Origin of the sequence: Variovorax sp. RKNM96 (assembly GCF_017161115.1) — a bacterium.
GTDB lineage: Bacteria > Pseudomonadota > Gammaproteobacteria > Burkholderiales > Burkholderiaceae_C > Variovorax.
Genome location: NZ_CP046508.1, coordinates 3,138,455 through 3,151,513 on the forward strand (window position 1 = coordinate 3,138,455; position 13,059 = coordinate 3,151,513).

The 13,059-nt window shown below is 66.2% G+C and carries 15 protein-coding genes; 10 read left to right on the forward strand and 5 right to left on the reverse strand.

The annotated features are described in order from the left end of the window. Nucleotides 1–41 precede the first annotated feature (41 nt). Nucleotides 42–659 carry an NAD(P)-dependent oxidoreductase gene (locus GNX71_RS14425; protein WP_206178939.1) on the reverse strand — a complete coding sequence of 206 codons (618 nt, stop codon included), beginning with the start codon at nucleotides 657–659 and terminating at the stop codon, nucleotides 42–44. A gap of 101 nt (nucleotides 660–760) precedes the next feature. On the opposite strand from GNX71_RS14425, the gene GNX71_RS14430 reads away from it, so the two are divergent. Further along, nucleotides 761–1,678 (forward strand): LysR family transcriptional regulator, encoded by a 918-nt coding sequence (locus tag GNX71_RS14430; RefSeq protein WP_206178940.1) that lies wholly within the window; start codon nucleotides 761–763, stop codon nucleotides 1,676–1,678. Between the two features lie 21 nt (nucleotides 1,679–1,699). On the opposite strand, the gene GNX71_RS14435 is transcribed toward GNX71_RS14430, so the two are convergent. Then, entirely contained in the window at nucleotides 1,700–2,332 is a 633-nt protein-coding gene (locus GNX71_RS14435; protein ID WP_206178941.1) for a YqhA family protein, read from the reverse strand. Nucleotides 2,333–2,479: 147 nt separating this feature from the next. Here GNX71_RS14435 and acs point away from each other — a divergent pair, with 147 nt between their 5' ends. Further along, nucleotides 2,480–4,477 (forward strand): acetate--CoA ligase, encoded by a 1,998-nt coding sequence (gene acs, locus GNX71_RS14440; RefSeq protein ID WP_206178942.1) that lies wholly within the window; start codon nucleotides 2,480–2,482, stop codon nucleotides 4,475–4,477. A gap of 126 nt (nucleotides 4,478–4,603) precedes the next feature. After that, complete coding sequence (locus tag GNX71_RS14445; protein ID WP_206178943.1) at nucleotides 4,604–5,110, forward strand: LapA family protein; 507 nt, start codon at nucleotides 4,604–4,606, stop codon at nucleotides 5,108–5,110. 6 nt (nucleotides 5,111–5,116) lie between these two features. On the opposite strand, the gene GNX71_RS14450 is transcribed toward GNX71_RS14445, so the two are convergent. Beyond that, nucleotides 5,117–5,425, reverse strand: a complete 309-nt coding sequence (locus tag GNX71_RS14450) for a c-type cytochrome (protein ID WP_206178944.1) — start codon at nucleotides 5,423–5,425, stop codon at nucleotides 5,117–5,119. A 108-nt stretch (nucleotides 5,426–5,533) separates the two neighbouring features. Here GNX71_RS14450 and GNX71_RS14455 point away from each other — a divergent pair, with 108 nt between their 5' ends. Continuing rightward, nucleotides 5,534–5,788: a TIGR04438 family Trp-rich protein gene (locus GNX71_RS14455; RefSeq protein ID WP_206178945.1), complete on the forward strand. Its 255-nt coding sequence runs from the start codon at nucleotides 5,534–5,536 to the stop codon at nucleotides 5,786–5,788. Between the two features lie 55 nt (nucleotides 5,789–5,843). Continuing rightward, on the forward strand, nucleotides 5,844–6,668 hold the full coding sequence (locus tag GNX71_RS14460; RefSeq protein WP_206178946.1) for a DUF3592 domain-containing protein: 825 nt from the start codon (nucleotides 5,844–5,846) through the stop codon (nucleotides 6,666–6,668). 4 nt (nucleotides 6,669–6,672) lie between these two features. Here the strand turns inward: GNX71_RS14460 and ilvD are convergent, their stop codons facing one another. After that, a complete protein-coding gene (gene ilvD / locus GNX71_RS14465; RefSeq protein WP_206178947.1) occupies nucleotides 6,673–8,367 on the reverse strand; it encodes a dihydroxy-acid dehydratase in 1,695 nt (564 codons plus the stop codon). A 100-nt stretch (nucleotides 8,368–8,467) separates the two neighbouring features. On the opposite strand from ilvD, the gene GNX71_RS14470 reads away from it, so the two are divergent. Together GNX71_RS14470 and GNX71_RS14475 are read left to right on the forward strand one after the other, a co-directional pair. Beyond that, entirely contained in the window at nucleotides 8,468–9,427 is a 960-nt protein-coding gene (locus tag GNX71_RS14470) for a LysR family transcriptional regulator (protein WP_206178948.1), read from the forward strand. After that, a complete protein-coding gene (locus tag GNX71_RS14475) occupies nucleotides 9,424–9,948 on the forward strand; it encodes a hypothetical protein (RefSeq protein ID WP_206178949.1) in 525 nt (174 codons plus the stop codon). Before GNX71_RS14470 ends, GNX71_RS14475 begins: the two co-directional genes overlap by 4 nt. Here the strand turns inward: GNX71_RS14475 and GNX71_RS14480 are convergent. Beyond that, entirely contained in the window at nucleotides 9,908–10,852 is a 945-nt protein-coding gene (locus GNX71_RS14480) for a LysR family transcriptional regulator (RefSeq protein WP_206178950.1), read from the reverse strand. The two genes, GNX71_RS14475 and GNX71_RS14480, sit on opposite strands and share 41 nt — an antisense overlap. A gap of 133 nt (nucleotides 10,853–10,985) precedes the next feature. Between GNX71_RS14480 and GNX71_RS14485 the strand changes: the two genes are divergently transcribed. From GNX71_RS14485 to lgt, 3 genes are all read left to right on the forward strand, one after another. Then, entirely contained in the window at nucleotides 10,986–11,759 is a 774-nt protein-coding gene (locus tag GNX71_RS14485) for an SDR family oxidoreductase (RefSeq protein WP_206178951.1), read from the forward strand. Nucleotides 11,760–11,791: 32 nt separating this feature from the next. Beyond that, entirely contained in the window at nucleotides 11,792–12,061 is a 270-nt protein-coding gene (locus tag GNX71_RS14490; RefSeq protein ID WP_206178952.1) for a hypothetical protein, read from the forward strand. Nucleotides 12,062–12,198: 137 nt separating this feature from the next. After that, nucleotides 12,199–13,023, forward strand: coding sequence for a prolipoprotein diacylglyceryl transferase (gene lgt / locus GNX71_RS14495; protein ID WP_206178953.1), 825 nt, complete (start codon nucleotides 12,199–12,201; stop codon nucleotides 13,021–13,023). The last annotated feature ends 36 nt before the right edge of the window (nucleotides 13,024–13,059 follow it).

Here is a 13,059-nt window from a genome sequence, read left to right on the forward strand (position 1 = left end):
AAAAAAGGACCCGCGAGGGTCCTTTTTTTCTTGCTGGCCGATCAGTATCCGACCGTGTAGCGCTGGCGCGAATGCGCGGGCTTCTCGAGCTCGTCGATGAACGCGATCGCGTAGTCCTCGAAGCTGATCCAGCTGCGGCCTTCGGCGCTCACGAGCAGGTCGTCCTTGCCGAGGCGGAACTTGCCGGTGCGCTCGCCGTCGACGAATTCGGCCGAGGGCGACAGGAAGGTCCAGTCGAGTTCCTTCTCGCTGCGCAGCGCGTCGAGAAACACCCCGCCGGCCGTGGCTTCCGCGCGGTAGGCATCCGGGAAGTTCGGCGTCTCGATCACCTTCAGGCCGGGCGCTGCGAACAGGCTGCCGGCGCCGCCGACCACCAGCAGGCGCTTGACGCCCGCGCGCTTGACCGGCTCGATGACGGCCGCGGGCGGCACGGTGGCGAAGTGCGCGGCGCTGAACACGGCGTCATGGCCGGCCAGTGCCTTTTCGAGCGCGGGGCCGTCGAGCGCGTCGACGTCCACGGCCTTCACATTGGCGCGGCCCGACAGCTTCTCGCTGGCCTTGCGGGCGATGGCGGTGACGGTGTGGCCGCGGCGCAGCGCCTCTTCGAGAAGGCGGCCGCCGGCGCGTCCGGTGGCGCCGATGATGGCGATGTGGCTCATGAGTGACTCCAGGATGGTGATGGGATGAAGCTCATCTTAGGTTTCTGGTTTCGAAAGAAATACCTCGAAATCCGCGCTTCTTTATTCCTAAAATCGTTCGAATGGACCGATTGAACGCAATGCGGGTGTTTGTGAATGTGGTGGATTCGGGCAGTCTTTCTGCCGCCGCCGAGAAGCTGGACATGTCCCGCCCGGTGGTCACGCGCTACGTGGCCGAACTCGAACAATGGACCGGCGCACGGCTGCTGCATCGCACCACGCGCCGCCTGAGCCTCACCGCCGCCGGCGAGGAACTGCTGCCGCGCTGCCGCCAGGTGCTCGAGCTCACGGGCGACATGCATGCCGCGGTGCGGCATCCGGTCGAAGCGCCGCAGGGCCAGTTGCGCATCACGACGGGCACGTCCTTCGCGCAGGCGCAGCTGGCCGACGCCATCGCGGACTACGTGCGGCTCTACCCGGGCGTGGCGGTCGACCTGGTGCTGCTGGACCGGACCGTCAACCTGGTGGACGAGCGCATCGACCTGGCGATCCGCACGGCGGCGGAGATCGATCCCAACCTCATCGCGCGCCGGCTCACCACCTGCCGCTCGGTGGTCTGCGCCTCGCCCGCCTACCTGAAAGAGCACGGCAAGCCATTGCGTGTGGACGAGTTGGCCCAGCGCAACTGCCTCACGCATTCCTACTTCGGCCACAGCCTCTGGAATTTCACCCGCAAGGCGGACGGGGAGCCGTTGTCCGTGGCCGTGAACGGCAACGTGTCGGCCAACGATGCCGCGAGCCTGATGTGCCTTGCGCGGGCGGGGGCGGGCATCGCGATGCTGCCAACCTATCTGACCGCGGAGCTGGTGCAGTCCGGCGAACTGGTGCCGCTCTTCGAGGACTGCGAGCCGCAGGTCGTCGGCATGTACGCGGTCTACACCTCGCGCAAGCACATGCCGGCCACGCTGCGCACGATGCTCGACTTTCTGGCCGCACGCTTCACCGAAGTGCCGTCGTGGGACTTGCCACCGCCCCGCTGAGGCAGGGTGGCGCGATCCCGCTCAGTGGCGGGCGCCGGCGGCGGCCGCCTGGTTCATCAGCTTGTCGGTGTAGGCGATGGCCATGGCCGAGAACAGGAAGGCGATGTGAATCACCGTCTGCGCGATCAGCACGCGGTCGGTGTAGTTGTCCGCGTTGATGAAGGTCTTGAGCAGGTGGATCGAGCTGATGCCGATGATGGCGGTGGCCAGCTTCACCTTGAGCACCGAGGCGTTCACGTGGCTCAGCCACTCGGGCTGGTCGCGGTGGCCCTCGAGGTTCATGCGGCTCACGAAGGTCTCGTAGCCGCCCACGATCACCATGATCAGCAGGTTGGAGATCATCACCACGTCGATCAGCGCCAGCACCACCAGCATGATCACCGTTTCATTGAGCGTGCCGACCGGCGCGGTGGTCTTGTAGCCGATGCTGGTGATCAGGGCCTGCAGCGCGGTCTGGCTGCCGAATGCGGCTTCGACCAGGTGCAGCAACTCGACCAGGAAGTGCACCACGTACACCGCCTGCGCCACGATCAAGCCCAGGTACAGGGGCAGTTGCAACCAGCGGCTGGCAAAGATCAGCCGGGGCAACGGTCCCATCGGATAGCTCCGGGGAGTGGGCGGGTTCAGGGGGTCGAAGGGGTCGGGAGCGGACATCGGGTGGGGGTTTGTGAAGGACCGGCGATTCTAGGGGTGCCCCAGTGACGCACTCGTGATAACCCTGCGAACTAACATCGGACGCGTCAGTGACCCGTAAGTGCGCCCGCCGACATTACGGCCGCATCCACCCAGGAGACATAGAGAATGAGCAGCGCATCGAAAAACATTGAGTCCGTACTGGTCGAGAACCGCGTGTTCCCCCCCGACGCCCGCGCCACTGAAGGCGCCCGGATTTCCGGCATGGCGGCCTACGACGCCCTCTGCAAGGAAGCCGAAGACGACTTCGAGGGGTTCTGGACCCGCCTGGCCAAGGGCAATCTGCAGTGGACCAAGCCCTTCACCCGCACGCTGGACGAGTCCAAGGCCCCGTTCTACGAGTGGTTCGGCGACGGCGAGCTCAATGCCAGCGCCAACTGCCTGGACAAGCACATCGGCACCCCGGTCGAGAACAAGACCGCCATCGTCTTCGAAGCCGATGATGGCACCGTCACCAACGTCACCTACAAGGAACTGCTCGCCCGCGTGAGCCAGTTCGCCAACGCGCTCAAGGCCGCGGGCATCCAGAAGGGCGACCGCGTCATCATCTACATGCCGATGACGGTCGAGGGCGTGATCGCCATGCAGGCCTGCGCGCGCATCGGCGCCACCCACAGCGTGGTGTTCGGGGGCTTCTCGGCCAAGGCGCTGCAGGAGCGGATCATCGATGCCGGCGCTGTGGCCGTCATCACCGCCAACTACCAGTTGCGCGGCGGCAAGGAGCTGCCGCTCAAGGCCATCGTGGACGACGGCATCGCGCTCGGCGGCTGCGAGTCGATCAAGACCGTGTTCGTCTACGAACGCACGCCCACCGCATGGGCCCGCGTCGAGGGTCGCGACAAGACCTTCACCGAAGCGCTCAAGGGCCAGAGCACCGATTGCCCGCCCGTGCCGGTGAACGCCGAGCATCCGCTGTTCATCCTCTACACCTCGGGCTCCACCGGCAAGCCCAAGGGCGTGCAGCACGCCACCGGCGGCTACCTGCTGTGGGCCAAGCTCACGATGGACTGGACCTTCGACATCAAGCCCGAGGACGTGTTCTGGTGCACGGCCGACATTGGCTGGATCACCGGCCACACCTACGTTGCCTACGGGCCGCTCGCCGCCGGCGCCACGCAGGTGGTGTTCGAGGGCATTCCGACCTTCCCGCATGCGGGCCGCTTCTGGCAGATGATCGAGAAGCACAAGGTCAGCGTGTTCTACACGGCGCCCACCGCCATCCGCTCGCTCATCAAGGCGGCCGAGGGTGACGAGAAGGTGCATCCGAAGAACTGGGATCTCTCGAGCCTGCGCATCCTCGGCTCCGTCGGCGAGCCGATCAATCCGGAGGCATGGATGTGGTACCACCGCAATATCGGCCACGAAAGGTGTCCGATCGTCGATACCTTCTGGCAGACCGAGACCGGCGGCCACGTCATCACGCCGCTGCCGGGCGCCACGCCTCTGGTGCCAGGCTCATGCACGCTGCCGCTGCCGGGCATCATGGCCGCGATCGTCGACGAGACCGGCAAGGACCTGCCCAACGGCGCGGGCGGCATGCTGGTCATCAAGCGGCCGTGGCCTTCGATGATCCGCACGATCTGGAACGACCCCGAGCGTTTCAAGAAGAGCTACTTCCCCGAGGAAATGGGCGGCACGATCTACTTGGCCGGCGACGGCGCGGTGCGCAGCGAAGACCGCGGCTACTTCCGCATCACCGGCCGCATCGACGACGTGCTGAACGTGTCGGGCCACCGGTTGGGCACGATGGAAATCGAATCGGCGCTGGTGTCCAAGACCGACCTCGTGGCCGAAGCCGCCGTGGTGGGGCGCCCCGACGACGTGACCGGCGAGGCGGTCTGCGCCTTCGTGGTGCTGAAGCGCGCACGTCCCACGGGTGAGGAAGCCAAGCAGATCGCCAATGAATTGCGCGCCTGGGTGGCCAAGGAGATCGGTCCCATCGCCAAGCCCAAGGACATCCGCTTCGGCGACAACCTGCCCAAGACGCGCAGCGGCAAGATCATGCGGCGCCTCTTGCGCAGCATCGCCAAGGGCGAAGAGATCACGCAGGACACCTCGACGCTGGAAAACCCGGCAATCCTCGAACAGTTGTCAGAACGGCTGTAGGACGTGGCCGCCTGTCCGTCCGGCAGCGCCGGACGGGCCCTTTGCCTGAGGTAAAACCCAACGGTTGCCGCGTGCTCCGGCGCGCGGCGCTGCCGTTGTGTTCGATCTTTTCAGAGGAGGCCCCCCATGGGCGTGAGATCCGCTTTCCTGTTCGTCATCGTGCTGCTGATCGCAGCGCTTGCCGCATTGAACTGGGGGACGCTCGCGGCTCCCACCGATGTGTGGCTGGGCTTCATGACCGTCTCGGCGCCGCTGGGGCTGATCATGCTGGGGCTCACGGTCGTGCTGGCCGCCTTCTTCCTGGTCTATGTGCTCTACCTTCACAGCTCGGTGCTCATCGACACCAAGCGCCACACGAAGGAAATGCAGGTCCAGCGCGACCTCGCCGACAAGGCAGAGGCCTCGCGCTTCACCGAATTGCGCAACTTCCTCGAGGCGCAGGAGAACAAGCACATGGCGCACAACGCAGATCGCCACACGGCGCTGGTGGCGCGCATCGATCAGCTGGAGAACGCGGTGCGGCTGCGCTCCGAGCAGACCGACAACACCTTGGCCGCGCACATCGGCCAGCTCGAAGACCGCATCGAGCGCCGGCCGGTGGTGGTTCCGGCCGATATCAACCCTCAGGGGTGAGCCAGATCAGCGCGGCGTTGCGAGCACCCACGCGGCCAGCTTCTTCGCGTCGGCCTCGCTGACCTGGTTGTTCGCCGGCATCGGCACCGGGCCCCACACGCCGGAGCCACCCTTCACGATCTTGGTGGCGAGGGTGTCGACGGCGCCCTTGTCGTCCTTGTATTTCGTGGCCACGTCCTTGAAGGACGGGCCGAGCACCTTGCGGTCGACCGCGTGGCAGCTCATGCAGTTCTTCGACGTGGCCAGGGCCAGGTCGGCAAAGGCGGGCGCTGCAAGGCCAAGGCCCAGGGCTGCGGCGAACAGAACTCTTTTCATGGGGGGATTTATTTCGTAAGGGCTGGGTTACATTCGATGCAACGCGATTGTAGGTAGCGCCGTGGACCGGCGTCCGGATGCGTTGACAACAACCCGGAGGGATTCGCGATGTGGTTTCTGCTGTTGGGCCTGCTGGGCTTGGCCCTCAAGTATTTCGAAGTCGGCATGGTCGCCGGCTGGAGCTGGTGGATCGTGCTGTCGCCGTTCGCACTGGCCGTCGCGTGGTGGGCCTGGGCCGATTCGTCGGGATACACCAAGCGCAAGGTGATCGAGCGCGAAGACCGCCGCAAGCAAGCTCGCATCGACCGCCAGAAGTCCAACATGGGCCTGCCGACCAGCAACGGCCAGCGCCCGCGCCGCTGAGCGCCTAGCCGCTCCCGGCCACCGTCATCCCGCGCTGCAGCAACGAAAGCGCGCCATGGATGACGAAGCTGCCACCCACGCACTGATCGTCTTCGGGCTTTCCATCTTTGTCGGGCCTGCCATCGGCGCGCTCGTGGGCTGGCGCAAGAAGCTCTTCTGGGGTGTCGGCGTCGGCGCGCTGCTGATCGGTTGTGCGGGGCTCTACGGCGCGGCGACGGTCGGCTGGCAGCGTTACCAATCGATTGCCGACACGGTGCTTGTGGAGGGCAGCCTCGTCGAATTCGTCGAGGAGCGCAGCAAGGACGACAAGGGTCGCACGACGACCACCCGCGCGCCCGTCGTCGAATACACCGCCTCCGATGGCGTGGCGCGGCGAGTCAAGGGGTTGGGCGGCGGACTTTCCGAGAAGTCGTCGGGGGACCCGGTCGACGTGCGCTACAAGCCGGCCGATCCGTCGCAGGCCTTGGTGGCCGATTTCCAGAACATGTGGGGCATCGTCTGGGGGCTCGGCCTCTTCGGCGGATTTCCGACGATGTTCGGCCTGTTCTTCACCGGCATGGCGATCAAGGAAGGGCGCCCTCAATCCAATTCATGGGAGAAGGAGCCCGAAGCCACGCCCGCGCAAAAACGATGGCGCACGCGCGGCACGGTTTTGGCCAACGTGGTGTTCCTCGCAGGCTTTGCCGTGTGCTTTCTCTACCCCGACGAGAGCTTCGGAAAGGGGCTCGGCGCCGGGTTCATGACCATCGGCGCCGGCGCGTTGCTTCACTTCGTGGTGCAGAGCTTTCCGCCGGCCATGCCCTTCGAGTCCCGCAGCATCCTCGGCATCGTGGGCCTGGGCTTCATTGCCTTCGGCTACGGTGCCTGGATGATGATGTGATCGATCAGAACTTGTCGAGCACCGCGCCCGAGCTCGCGCTCGATGCGTTGAACGCGAACTTGGCCTGCACGCCGCGCGTGTAGCGCGGGGCTGGGGCCTTCCAGCCTTCGCGGCGCTTGGCCAGTTCGGCTTCGGGCACGTTGAGTTCGAGCACCAGCTTGTGCGCGTCGATGGTGATCGAGTCGCCTTCGTTCACGAACGCGATCGTGCCGCCGGCCGCCGCCTCGGGCGCCACGTGGCCGACCACCATGCCCCAGGTGCCGCCCGAGAAGCGGCCGTCGGTGATGAGACCCACGCTTTCGCCGAGGCCCGCGCCGATCAGCGCGCCCGTGGGGGCCAGCATTTCCGGCATGCCCGGACCGCCCTTGGGGCCGAGGTAGCGCAGCACCATCACGTCGCCGGCCACGATCTTGCCGTCCAGGATCGCCTTGAGCGCCGACTGCTCGTCGTCGAACACGCGCGCCGGGCCGGTGATGACCGGGTTCTTCAGGCCGGTGATCTTGGCGACCGCGCCTTCGGGCGAGAGGTTGCCCTTGAGGATGGCCAGGTGGCCTTCGTCGTACATCGGCTTGTCGATCGGGCGGATCACATCCTGGTCGGCGCGCGGCACGTCGGGCACGTCCTTGAGCACTTCGGCGATGGTCTGGCCGCTGATGGTGATGCAGTCGCCATGCAGCAGGCCCGCGTTCAGCAGCACCTTCATCACCTGCGGAATGCCGCCGGCCTGGTGCAGGTCGACCGCGAGGTACTTGCCCGAGGGCTTCAGGTCGCAGATCACGGGCACCTTCTTGCGGATGCGCTCGAAGTCGTCGATCGACCATTCGACGCCGGCCGTGTGTGCGATCGCCAGGAAGTGCAGCACCGCGTTGGTCGAGCCGCCGGTGGCCATGATCACGGCCACCGCGTTCTCGATGGCCTTCTTGGTCACGATGTCGCGCGGCTTCAGGTCTTTCTTGATCGCCTCGATCAGCACCTTGGCCGATTCCTTGGCCGAGTTGGCTTTTTCGTCGTGCGGGTTCGCCATGGTGGACGAGTAGGGCAGCGAGATGCCGAGCGCCTCGAAGGCCGAACTCATCGTGTTGGCCGTGTACATGCCGCCGCAGGAGCCGGTGCCGGGAATGGCGCGCTTCTCGATCTCGTGCAGGTCTTCGTCGCTCATGTTGCCGGCGGCGTTCTGGCCCACGGCTTCGAACACGCTCACGATGTTCAGGTCTTGCCCCTTGTAGCGGCCCGGCAGGATCGTGCCGCCGTAGACGTAGATGGCGGGCACATTGGCGCGCAGCATGCCCATGAGGCCGCCGGGCATGTTCTTGTCGCAGCCGCCGACCACCAGCACGCCGTCCATCCACTGGCCCCCGACGCAGGTCTCGATGCAGTCGGAGATGACCTCGCGGCTCACCAACGAATACTTCATGCCTTCGGTGCCCATGGCCATGCCGTCGGAGATGGTGGGGGTGCCAAACACCTGTGCGTTGCCGCCGGCTTCCTCGATGCCTGCGATGGCCGCGTCGGCCAGCTTTTGCAGGCCCGAGTTGCAAGGGGTGATGGTGCTGTGACCGTTGGCCACGCCGACCATCGGCTTCTTGAAGTCGCTCTCTTCGTAGCCCATGGCGTAGAACATCGAGCGGTTGGGAGCGCGGCTCTTGCCTTCGACGATGTTGGCGCTGCGGCGGTTGATCTGGATCGGCTTGGTGTCCATGGTGTCTCTTCTATCGTGGGGAGATCGGGGGAGCCAAGTATCGGACTTCTGATTGATTGGTTCCAATCCAATTTTGTACCCGGATTGATATGCTCAGCATATGAATGAAGCATTGATCGACCTGCGTGCCTGGCGCCAGTTCGTCGCCGTGGCCGAGGAACTGCATTTCGGCCGCGCCGCCTTGCGCCTGCACATGACCCAACCGCCGGTGACGCAGGCCATCGCCCAGCTCGAAAAAACACTGGGTGTCGTGCTGTTCGATCGCACCCGAAGGCGTGTCGCGCTCACCCCCGCCGGCGAGGCGCTGCTGCCCGACGTGCGCGAGTTGCTGGCCCGGGCGCAGGCGTTGCCGGCGCGGGCGCGCGCCGCGGCGGCGGGGCAGGTGGGGCGCGTGCGCATCGCCTTCGTCTCGACGGTCGGCTTCGAGCAGTTGCCGGCCTGGGTGCGGGAGTTCCGCGTGCTGTGCCCCGAGGTGGCGCTCGAACTGGTCGAGGCCACCGGCGACGTGCAGCTCGAAGCCTTCGCGCGCGGCGAGATCGATGCCGGGCTGATGCTGCATTCGCCCGGCGCGGCGCCGCCGGGCCTGACGCGACTGGCCGTGTCCGAGGAGCCGCTGGTGCTCGCGCTGCCGGCCCGGCATGCGCTGGCCCGCACGCAGGCGCTGCTGCTGGCTGACGTGCTGGCCGAGCCGCTGGTGATCTTTCCGCGCCGCATCGTGCCTTCGCTGCACGACGCGATCTTCGGGCTCTATCACGCAGCGGGCCGCGTGCCAGAGCTTGCGCAGGAGGCCATCCAGATGCAGACCATCGTCAACCTGGTCTCCGGGGACATCGGCGTGGCCTGGGTGCCGGAGAGCGTCACGCAGTTCCGGCGCGCAGGGGTCGTCTATCGCCGTGCCGCAGAATTCGCTCCGGCCGCGCGGCGCCGCAGCGCACCGGCGCTCCCGGTGTGCGAGACCAGCCTGGTGTGGCCCGAGGGCGCGAACAACCCGGCGCTCGCGCGTTTCGTGGCGTTCGTGCGGGACCGCGGCGCCAGGCAGAAAGAAGGAGGAATCTCGTGAAGAGGATGTTTTGGGCCACGCTGGCCGCCACCCTGCTGCATGTCGCTGCCGTAAGCGCGCAGACGCCGCCTGCCGCGCCCCAGTTCAAGGACTACCCGGCCGAGGCGCCGTACACCGGGCGCAATCACCCGCTGGTGATGGATGACGAGTTCTCTCGCTCCTACCGCACGCGGTTGCGGGAAGCCATCGCCAACGGCAAGCCGGAGTTCGCCGGCCGCTACATCGTGACGCGCTGGGGCTGCGGCACCGGCGGGTGCAACGTGGGTGCGGTGATCGACGCGTCGACGGGGCGCGCCATCCCGATGCCCGGTGCGGTCATGAGCGTGTATCCGCTGAAGCCCGAATTCGAGAAGGAAGACGGCCAGGAGCTCATCTACAGGCTGTCGAGCCGGCTGCTGATCCAGGCGGGCACCATGGACCGTGAAAACGGCAGGGACGTGGTCGAGTTCCACGAGTTGCGCAACGGCGAGTTCCACCTGCTCAAGACCGTGCCTTACGGCCGGGCGAAGAGCGAGCGCTGACGGGCTTGTCGAGCGAACCGGCGAGCAGCGTTTCGAGCCATCCCGCGAAGGCCTGCATCCGCCGCGAAAGGTTGCGCCGGTGCGGGTACACCAGCTGCACCGGCAGCGGTTCTGCACGTGCCTCGGGCAGCACCTCGACCAGTTCGCCCGCCGCGAGGTGCTCGCGCACGTCGTAGGCGGGAATCTGGATCAGCCCCAGCCCGGCCAGCGCGCAGGCGATGTAGGTCTCGGCATTGTTCGCGGCCACTTGGCTGCGCATGCGCAGCGTCGCGGTCTCGCCGTCGCGCTGCCATTCCCACGGCGCCGCGCGGCCGTTGGTCGGCGAGGCGTAGTTGACCGCGATGTGCTCGGGCAGATCGGCCGGCGTTTGCGGCGTGCCGTGACGCGCAAGGTAGGCGGGGCTCGCGCAGTTGATCAGCGTGAAGTGCCCAAGCGGCCGCGCCACCAGGCTGCTGCTGGCCAGCGGCCCGACGCGCAGGGCGCAATCCACGCCTTCGAGCACCAGGTCCACCGCACGATCGCTCGAGCCCAGCTCCAGCTCGATGGCCGGAAAGCGCGCGAAGAAATCCGGCAGCGCCGGCGCGATGAGCAGCCGCGCGATGCGGCTCGGCACGTCGACCTTGAGCCGTCCGCTCACGTTGCTGTGCGCCGGCAGGAACTGCTGCTCGATGTCTTCCATGTCGATGACGAGCGAGCGGGCGCGCTCCAGCAGCGCCTCGCCGTCGGGCGTGAGGCTCACGCGCCGCGTGGTCCGGTGAAGGAGGCGCGAACCCAGTCGCGCTTCGAGTTGCTGCACCGCCGTGGAAATGGCGGCGCGCGGTAGCGCGAGGCGGTCGGCTGCGCGGGTGAAGCTGCCTGTTTCGGCGACGCTCAGGAAGACCTTGAGAAGGTCGATGCGGTCCATGGAGGTGCTGCCTCGATTGTTCGTGATTTTTTGAACAGTCTAGCGGCCTTCGTTCGCTTTATCTCGGCACTCTCAATCAATAGACTGCGGTTTCCCGTCACACATCCACGCTTTCTCAACAGGAGTTCATTCCATGTCCGCACGCACCCTCAAGAACAAGGTCGCCGTCATCGCCGGCGGTGGCAAGAACCTTGGCGCACTCATCGGCCACCAGCTGGTCGACGGCGGCGCCCGCGGCATTGCCATCCACTACAACAGCGACGCCTCGCGCGGCGATGCCGAGAAGACCGCCGCCGAGCTCAAGGCCAAGGGCGCCGACACGCTGCTGGTGCAGGGAGATCTCTCGGTGGTGGAGAACAGCGTCAAGCTGTTCGACCAGGCCGTCAAGCAATTCGGCCAGGTCGACATCGCGATCAACACCGCGGGTGTGGTCATCAAGAAGCCGATCCTCGATGTGACCGAGGCCGACTACGACAAGAGCTTTGATGCCAACGCCAAGGCCGCCTTTTTCTTCATCCAGCAGGCCGGCCGCACGATGGCCGATGGCGGCAGCATCGTCTCGCTGGTGAGTTCGCTGCTGGCGGCCTACACGCCGTTCTATGCGATCTACCCGGGCTCCAAGGCGGCGGTGGAGCACTACACCCGCGCGGCCTCCAAGGAGTTCGGCGAGCGCGGCATCTCGGTCAACGCCATCGGCCCCGGCCCGATGGACACGCCGTTCTTCTACGGCCAGGAGAGCAAGGAAGCCGTCGAGTACCACAGCAGCGCCGCAGCGCTCAGCAAGTTCTCCAAGAAAGGCCTGACCGACATCGAGGACATCGCGCCCATCGTTCGCTTTCTGGTCACCGAAGGCTGGTGGATCACCGGCCAGACGATTTTTGCCAACGGCGGCTACACCACCCGCTGATCCGGCAAGATGGCGCCCGGAGGAAAACGCATATGCACACAGTCATGGTGATGGGCGGCGGCTTCGTGCTGCTGGTGGTGTTTCTCCTGGCCAGCCGATTCTTCGGCGACGGCTCCTCGATGGCGCTGGCCACCGCCGCCAAGTGGTTCATCCCGGCGTGGTTCATCGGCGCGGGCATCAACATGGCGGTGGGCGTGATCAAGGCGGGGTATTCGGTGGCCGAGGAGCTGCCGATCTTCCTGTTGATCTTCGCGGTGCCGGCCGTGGTGGCAGGGCTCCTGTGGTGGAAGTTCGGGCGCTGACGCCGGGCCCCTTCGCGTAAACACCGCGGAACCGGCTTTGCCGGGCCGCAGATGTTGCCCCCGGTAGGGGGTAGGAGAAGCGACACGAAGTGCGCGAAGCCTGGGGGCGAGTCATTTGCTGCGGGCACAATCCGCGGATGCTCATGTATCCGCAGATCAATCCCATCGCCCTGCAGTTGGGGCCTGTCGCCATTCACTGGTACGGCCTGACCTATCTGGCGGCCTTCGCGCTGTTCTACTTTCTCGGCACTCGCCGGCTGCGCCACGAACCGTATCGGTCGCTGGTCGGCCAGGGTGCCTGGCAGCGCAAGGACATCGAGGACATCCTTTTCCTCGGCGTGATGGGCGTGATCGTCGGCGGGCGTCTGGGCTACTGCCTGTTCTACAAGCCCGAGTTCTATCTGACCCATCCGCTCGAGATCCTCTACGTGTGGCAGGGCGGCATGAGCTTCCACGGCGGCATGCTGGGCGTGATCGGCGCGATGGTCTGGTTTTCCCATTCGCGTGCGCGGCCGTTCTGGCAGGTGATGGACTTCGTCGCGCCCTGCGTGCCGACGGGCCTCGCCGCGGGCCGCGTAGGCAACTTCATCAACGGCGAACTCTGGGGCCGTTTCAGCAGTCCCGATCTCCCCTGGGGCATGGTGTTTCCGCAGAGCGGCTCGATGCTGCCGCGCCACCCCTCGCAGATCTACCAGTTCCTGCTCGAAGGCCTGCTGCTGTTCGTGATCATGTGGCTCTACGCGCGCAAGGAACGCAAGCAAGGGCAGGTGGCGTCGGTGTTCCTGATCGGCTATGGCGCGCTGCGCTTCTTTGCCGAGTACTTCCGCGAGCCCGACGATTTCCTGGGCCTCAGGGCCTTGAGCCTGAGCCAGGGCCAGTGGCTCAGCGTGCCGATGGTGATCGCCGGCATCGCGCTGTGGTTCTGGTTCGGTCGCACGAAGACGGTTGCCGCACGCGCCTGAGGCGGGCGCTCGGGGCGATCTCAGGGTAATCACGGG

Excerpts from the sequence above, each read along its gene's own strand:
- GNX71_RS14425 (WP_206178939.1), bottom strand. The coding sequence starts at position 659 with ATGAGCCACATCGCCATCATCGGCGCCACCGGACGCGCCGGCGGCCGC.
- GNX71_RS14430 (WP_206178940.1), top strand. The coding sequence starts at position 761 with ATGGACCGATTGAACGCAATGCGGGTGTTTGTGAATGTGGTGGATTCG.
- GNX71_RS14435 (WP_206178941.1), bottom strand. The coding sequence starts at position 2,332 with ATGTCCGCTCCCGACCCCTTCGACCCCCTGAACCCGCCCACTCCCCGG.
- acs (WP_206178942.1), top strand. The coding sequence starts at position 2,480 with ATGAGCAGCGCATCGAAAAACATTGAGTCCGTACTGGTCGAGAACCGC.
- GNX71_RS14445 (WP_206178943.1), top strand. The coding sequence starts at position 4,604 with ATGGGCGTGAGATCCGCTTTCCTGTTCGTCATCGTGCTGCTGATCGCA.
- GNX71_RS14450 (WP_206178944.1), bottom strand. The coding sequence starts at position 5,425 with ATGAAAAGAGTTCTGTTCGCCGCAGCCCTGGGCCTTGGCCTTGCAGCG.
- GNX71_RS14455 (WP_206178945.1), top strand. The coding sequence starts at position 5,534 with ATGTGGTTTCTGCTGTTGGGCCTGCTGGGCTTGGCCCTCAAGTATTTC.
- GNX71_RS14460 (WP_206178946.1), top strand. The coding sequence starts at position 5,844 with ATGGATGACGAAGCTGCCACCCACGCACTGATCGTCTTCGGGCTTTCC.
- ilvD (WP_206178947.1), bottom strand. The coding sequence starts at position 8,367 with ATGGACACCAAGCCGATCCAGATCAACCGCCGCAGCGCCAACATCGTC.
- GNX71_RS14470 (WP_206178948.1), top strand. The coding sequence starts at position 8,468 with ATGAATGAAGCATTGATCGACCTGCGTGCCTGGCGCCAGTTCGTCGCC.
- GNX71_RS14480 (WP_206178950.1), bottom strand. The coding sequence starts at position 10,852 with ATGGACCGCATCGACCTTCTCAAGGTCTTCCTGAGCGTCGCCGAAACA.
- GNX71_RS14485 (WP_206178951.1), top strand. The coding sequence starts at position 10,986 with ATGTCCGCACGCACCCTCAAGAACAAGGTCGCCGTCATCGCCGGCGGT.
- GNX71_RS14490 (WP_206178952.1), top strand. The coding sequence starts at position 11,792 with ATGCACACAGTCATGGTGATGGGCGGCGGCTTCGTGCTGCTGGTGGTG.
- lgt (WP_206178953.1), top strand. The coding sequence starts at position 12,199 with ATGCTCATGTATCCGCAGATCAATCCCATCGCCCTGCAGTTGGGGCCT.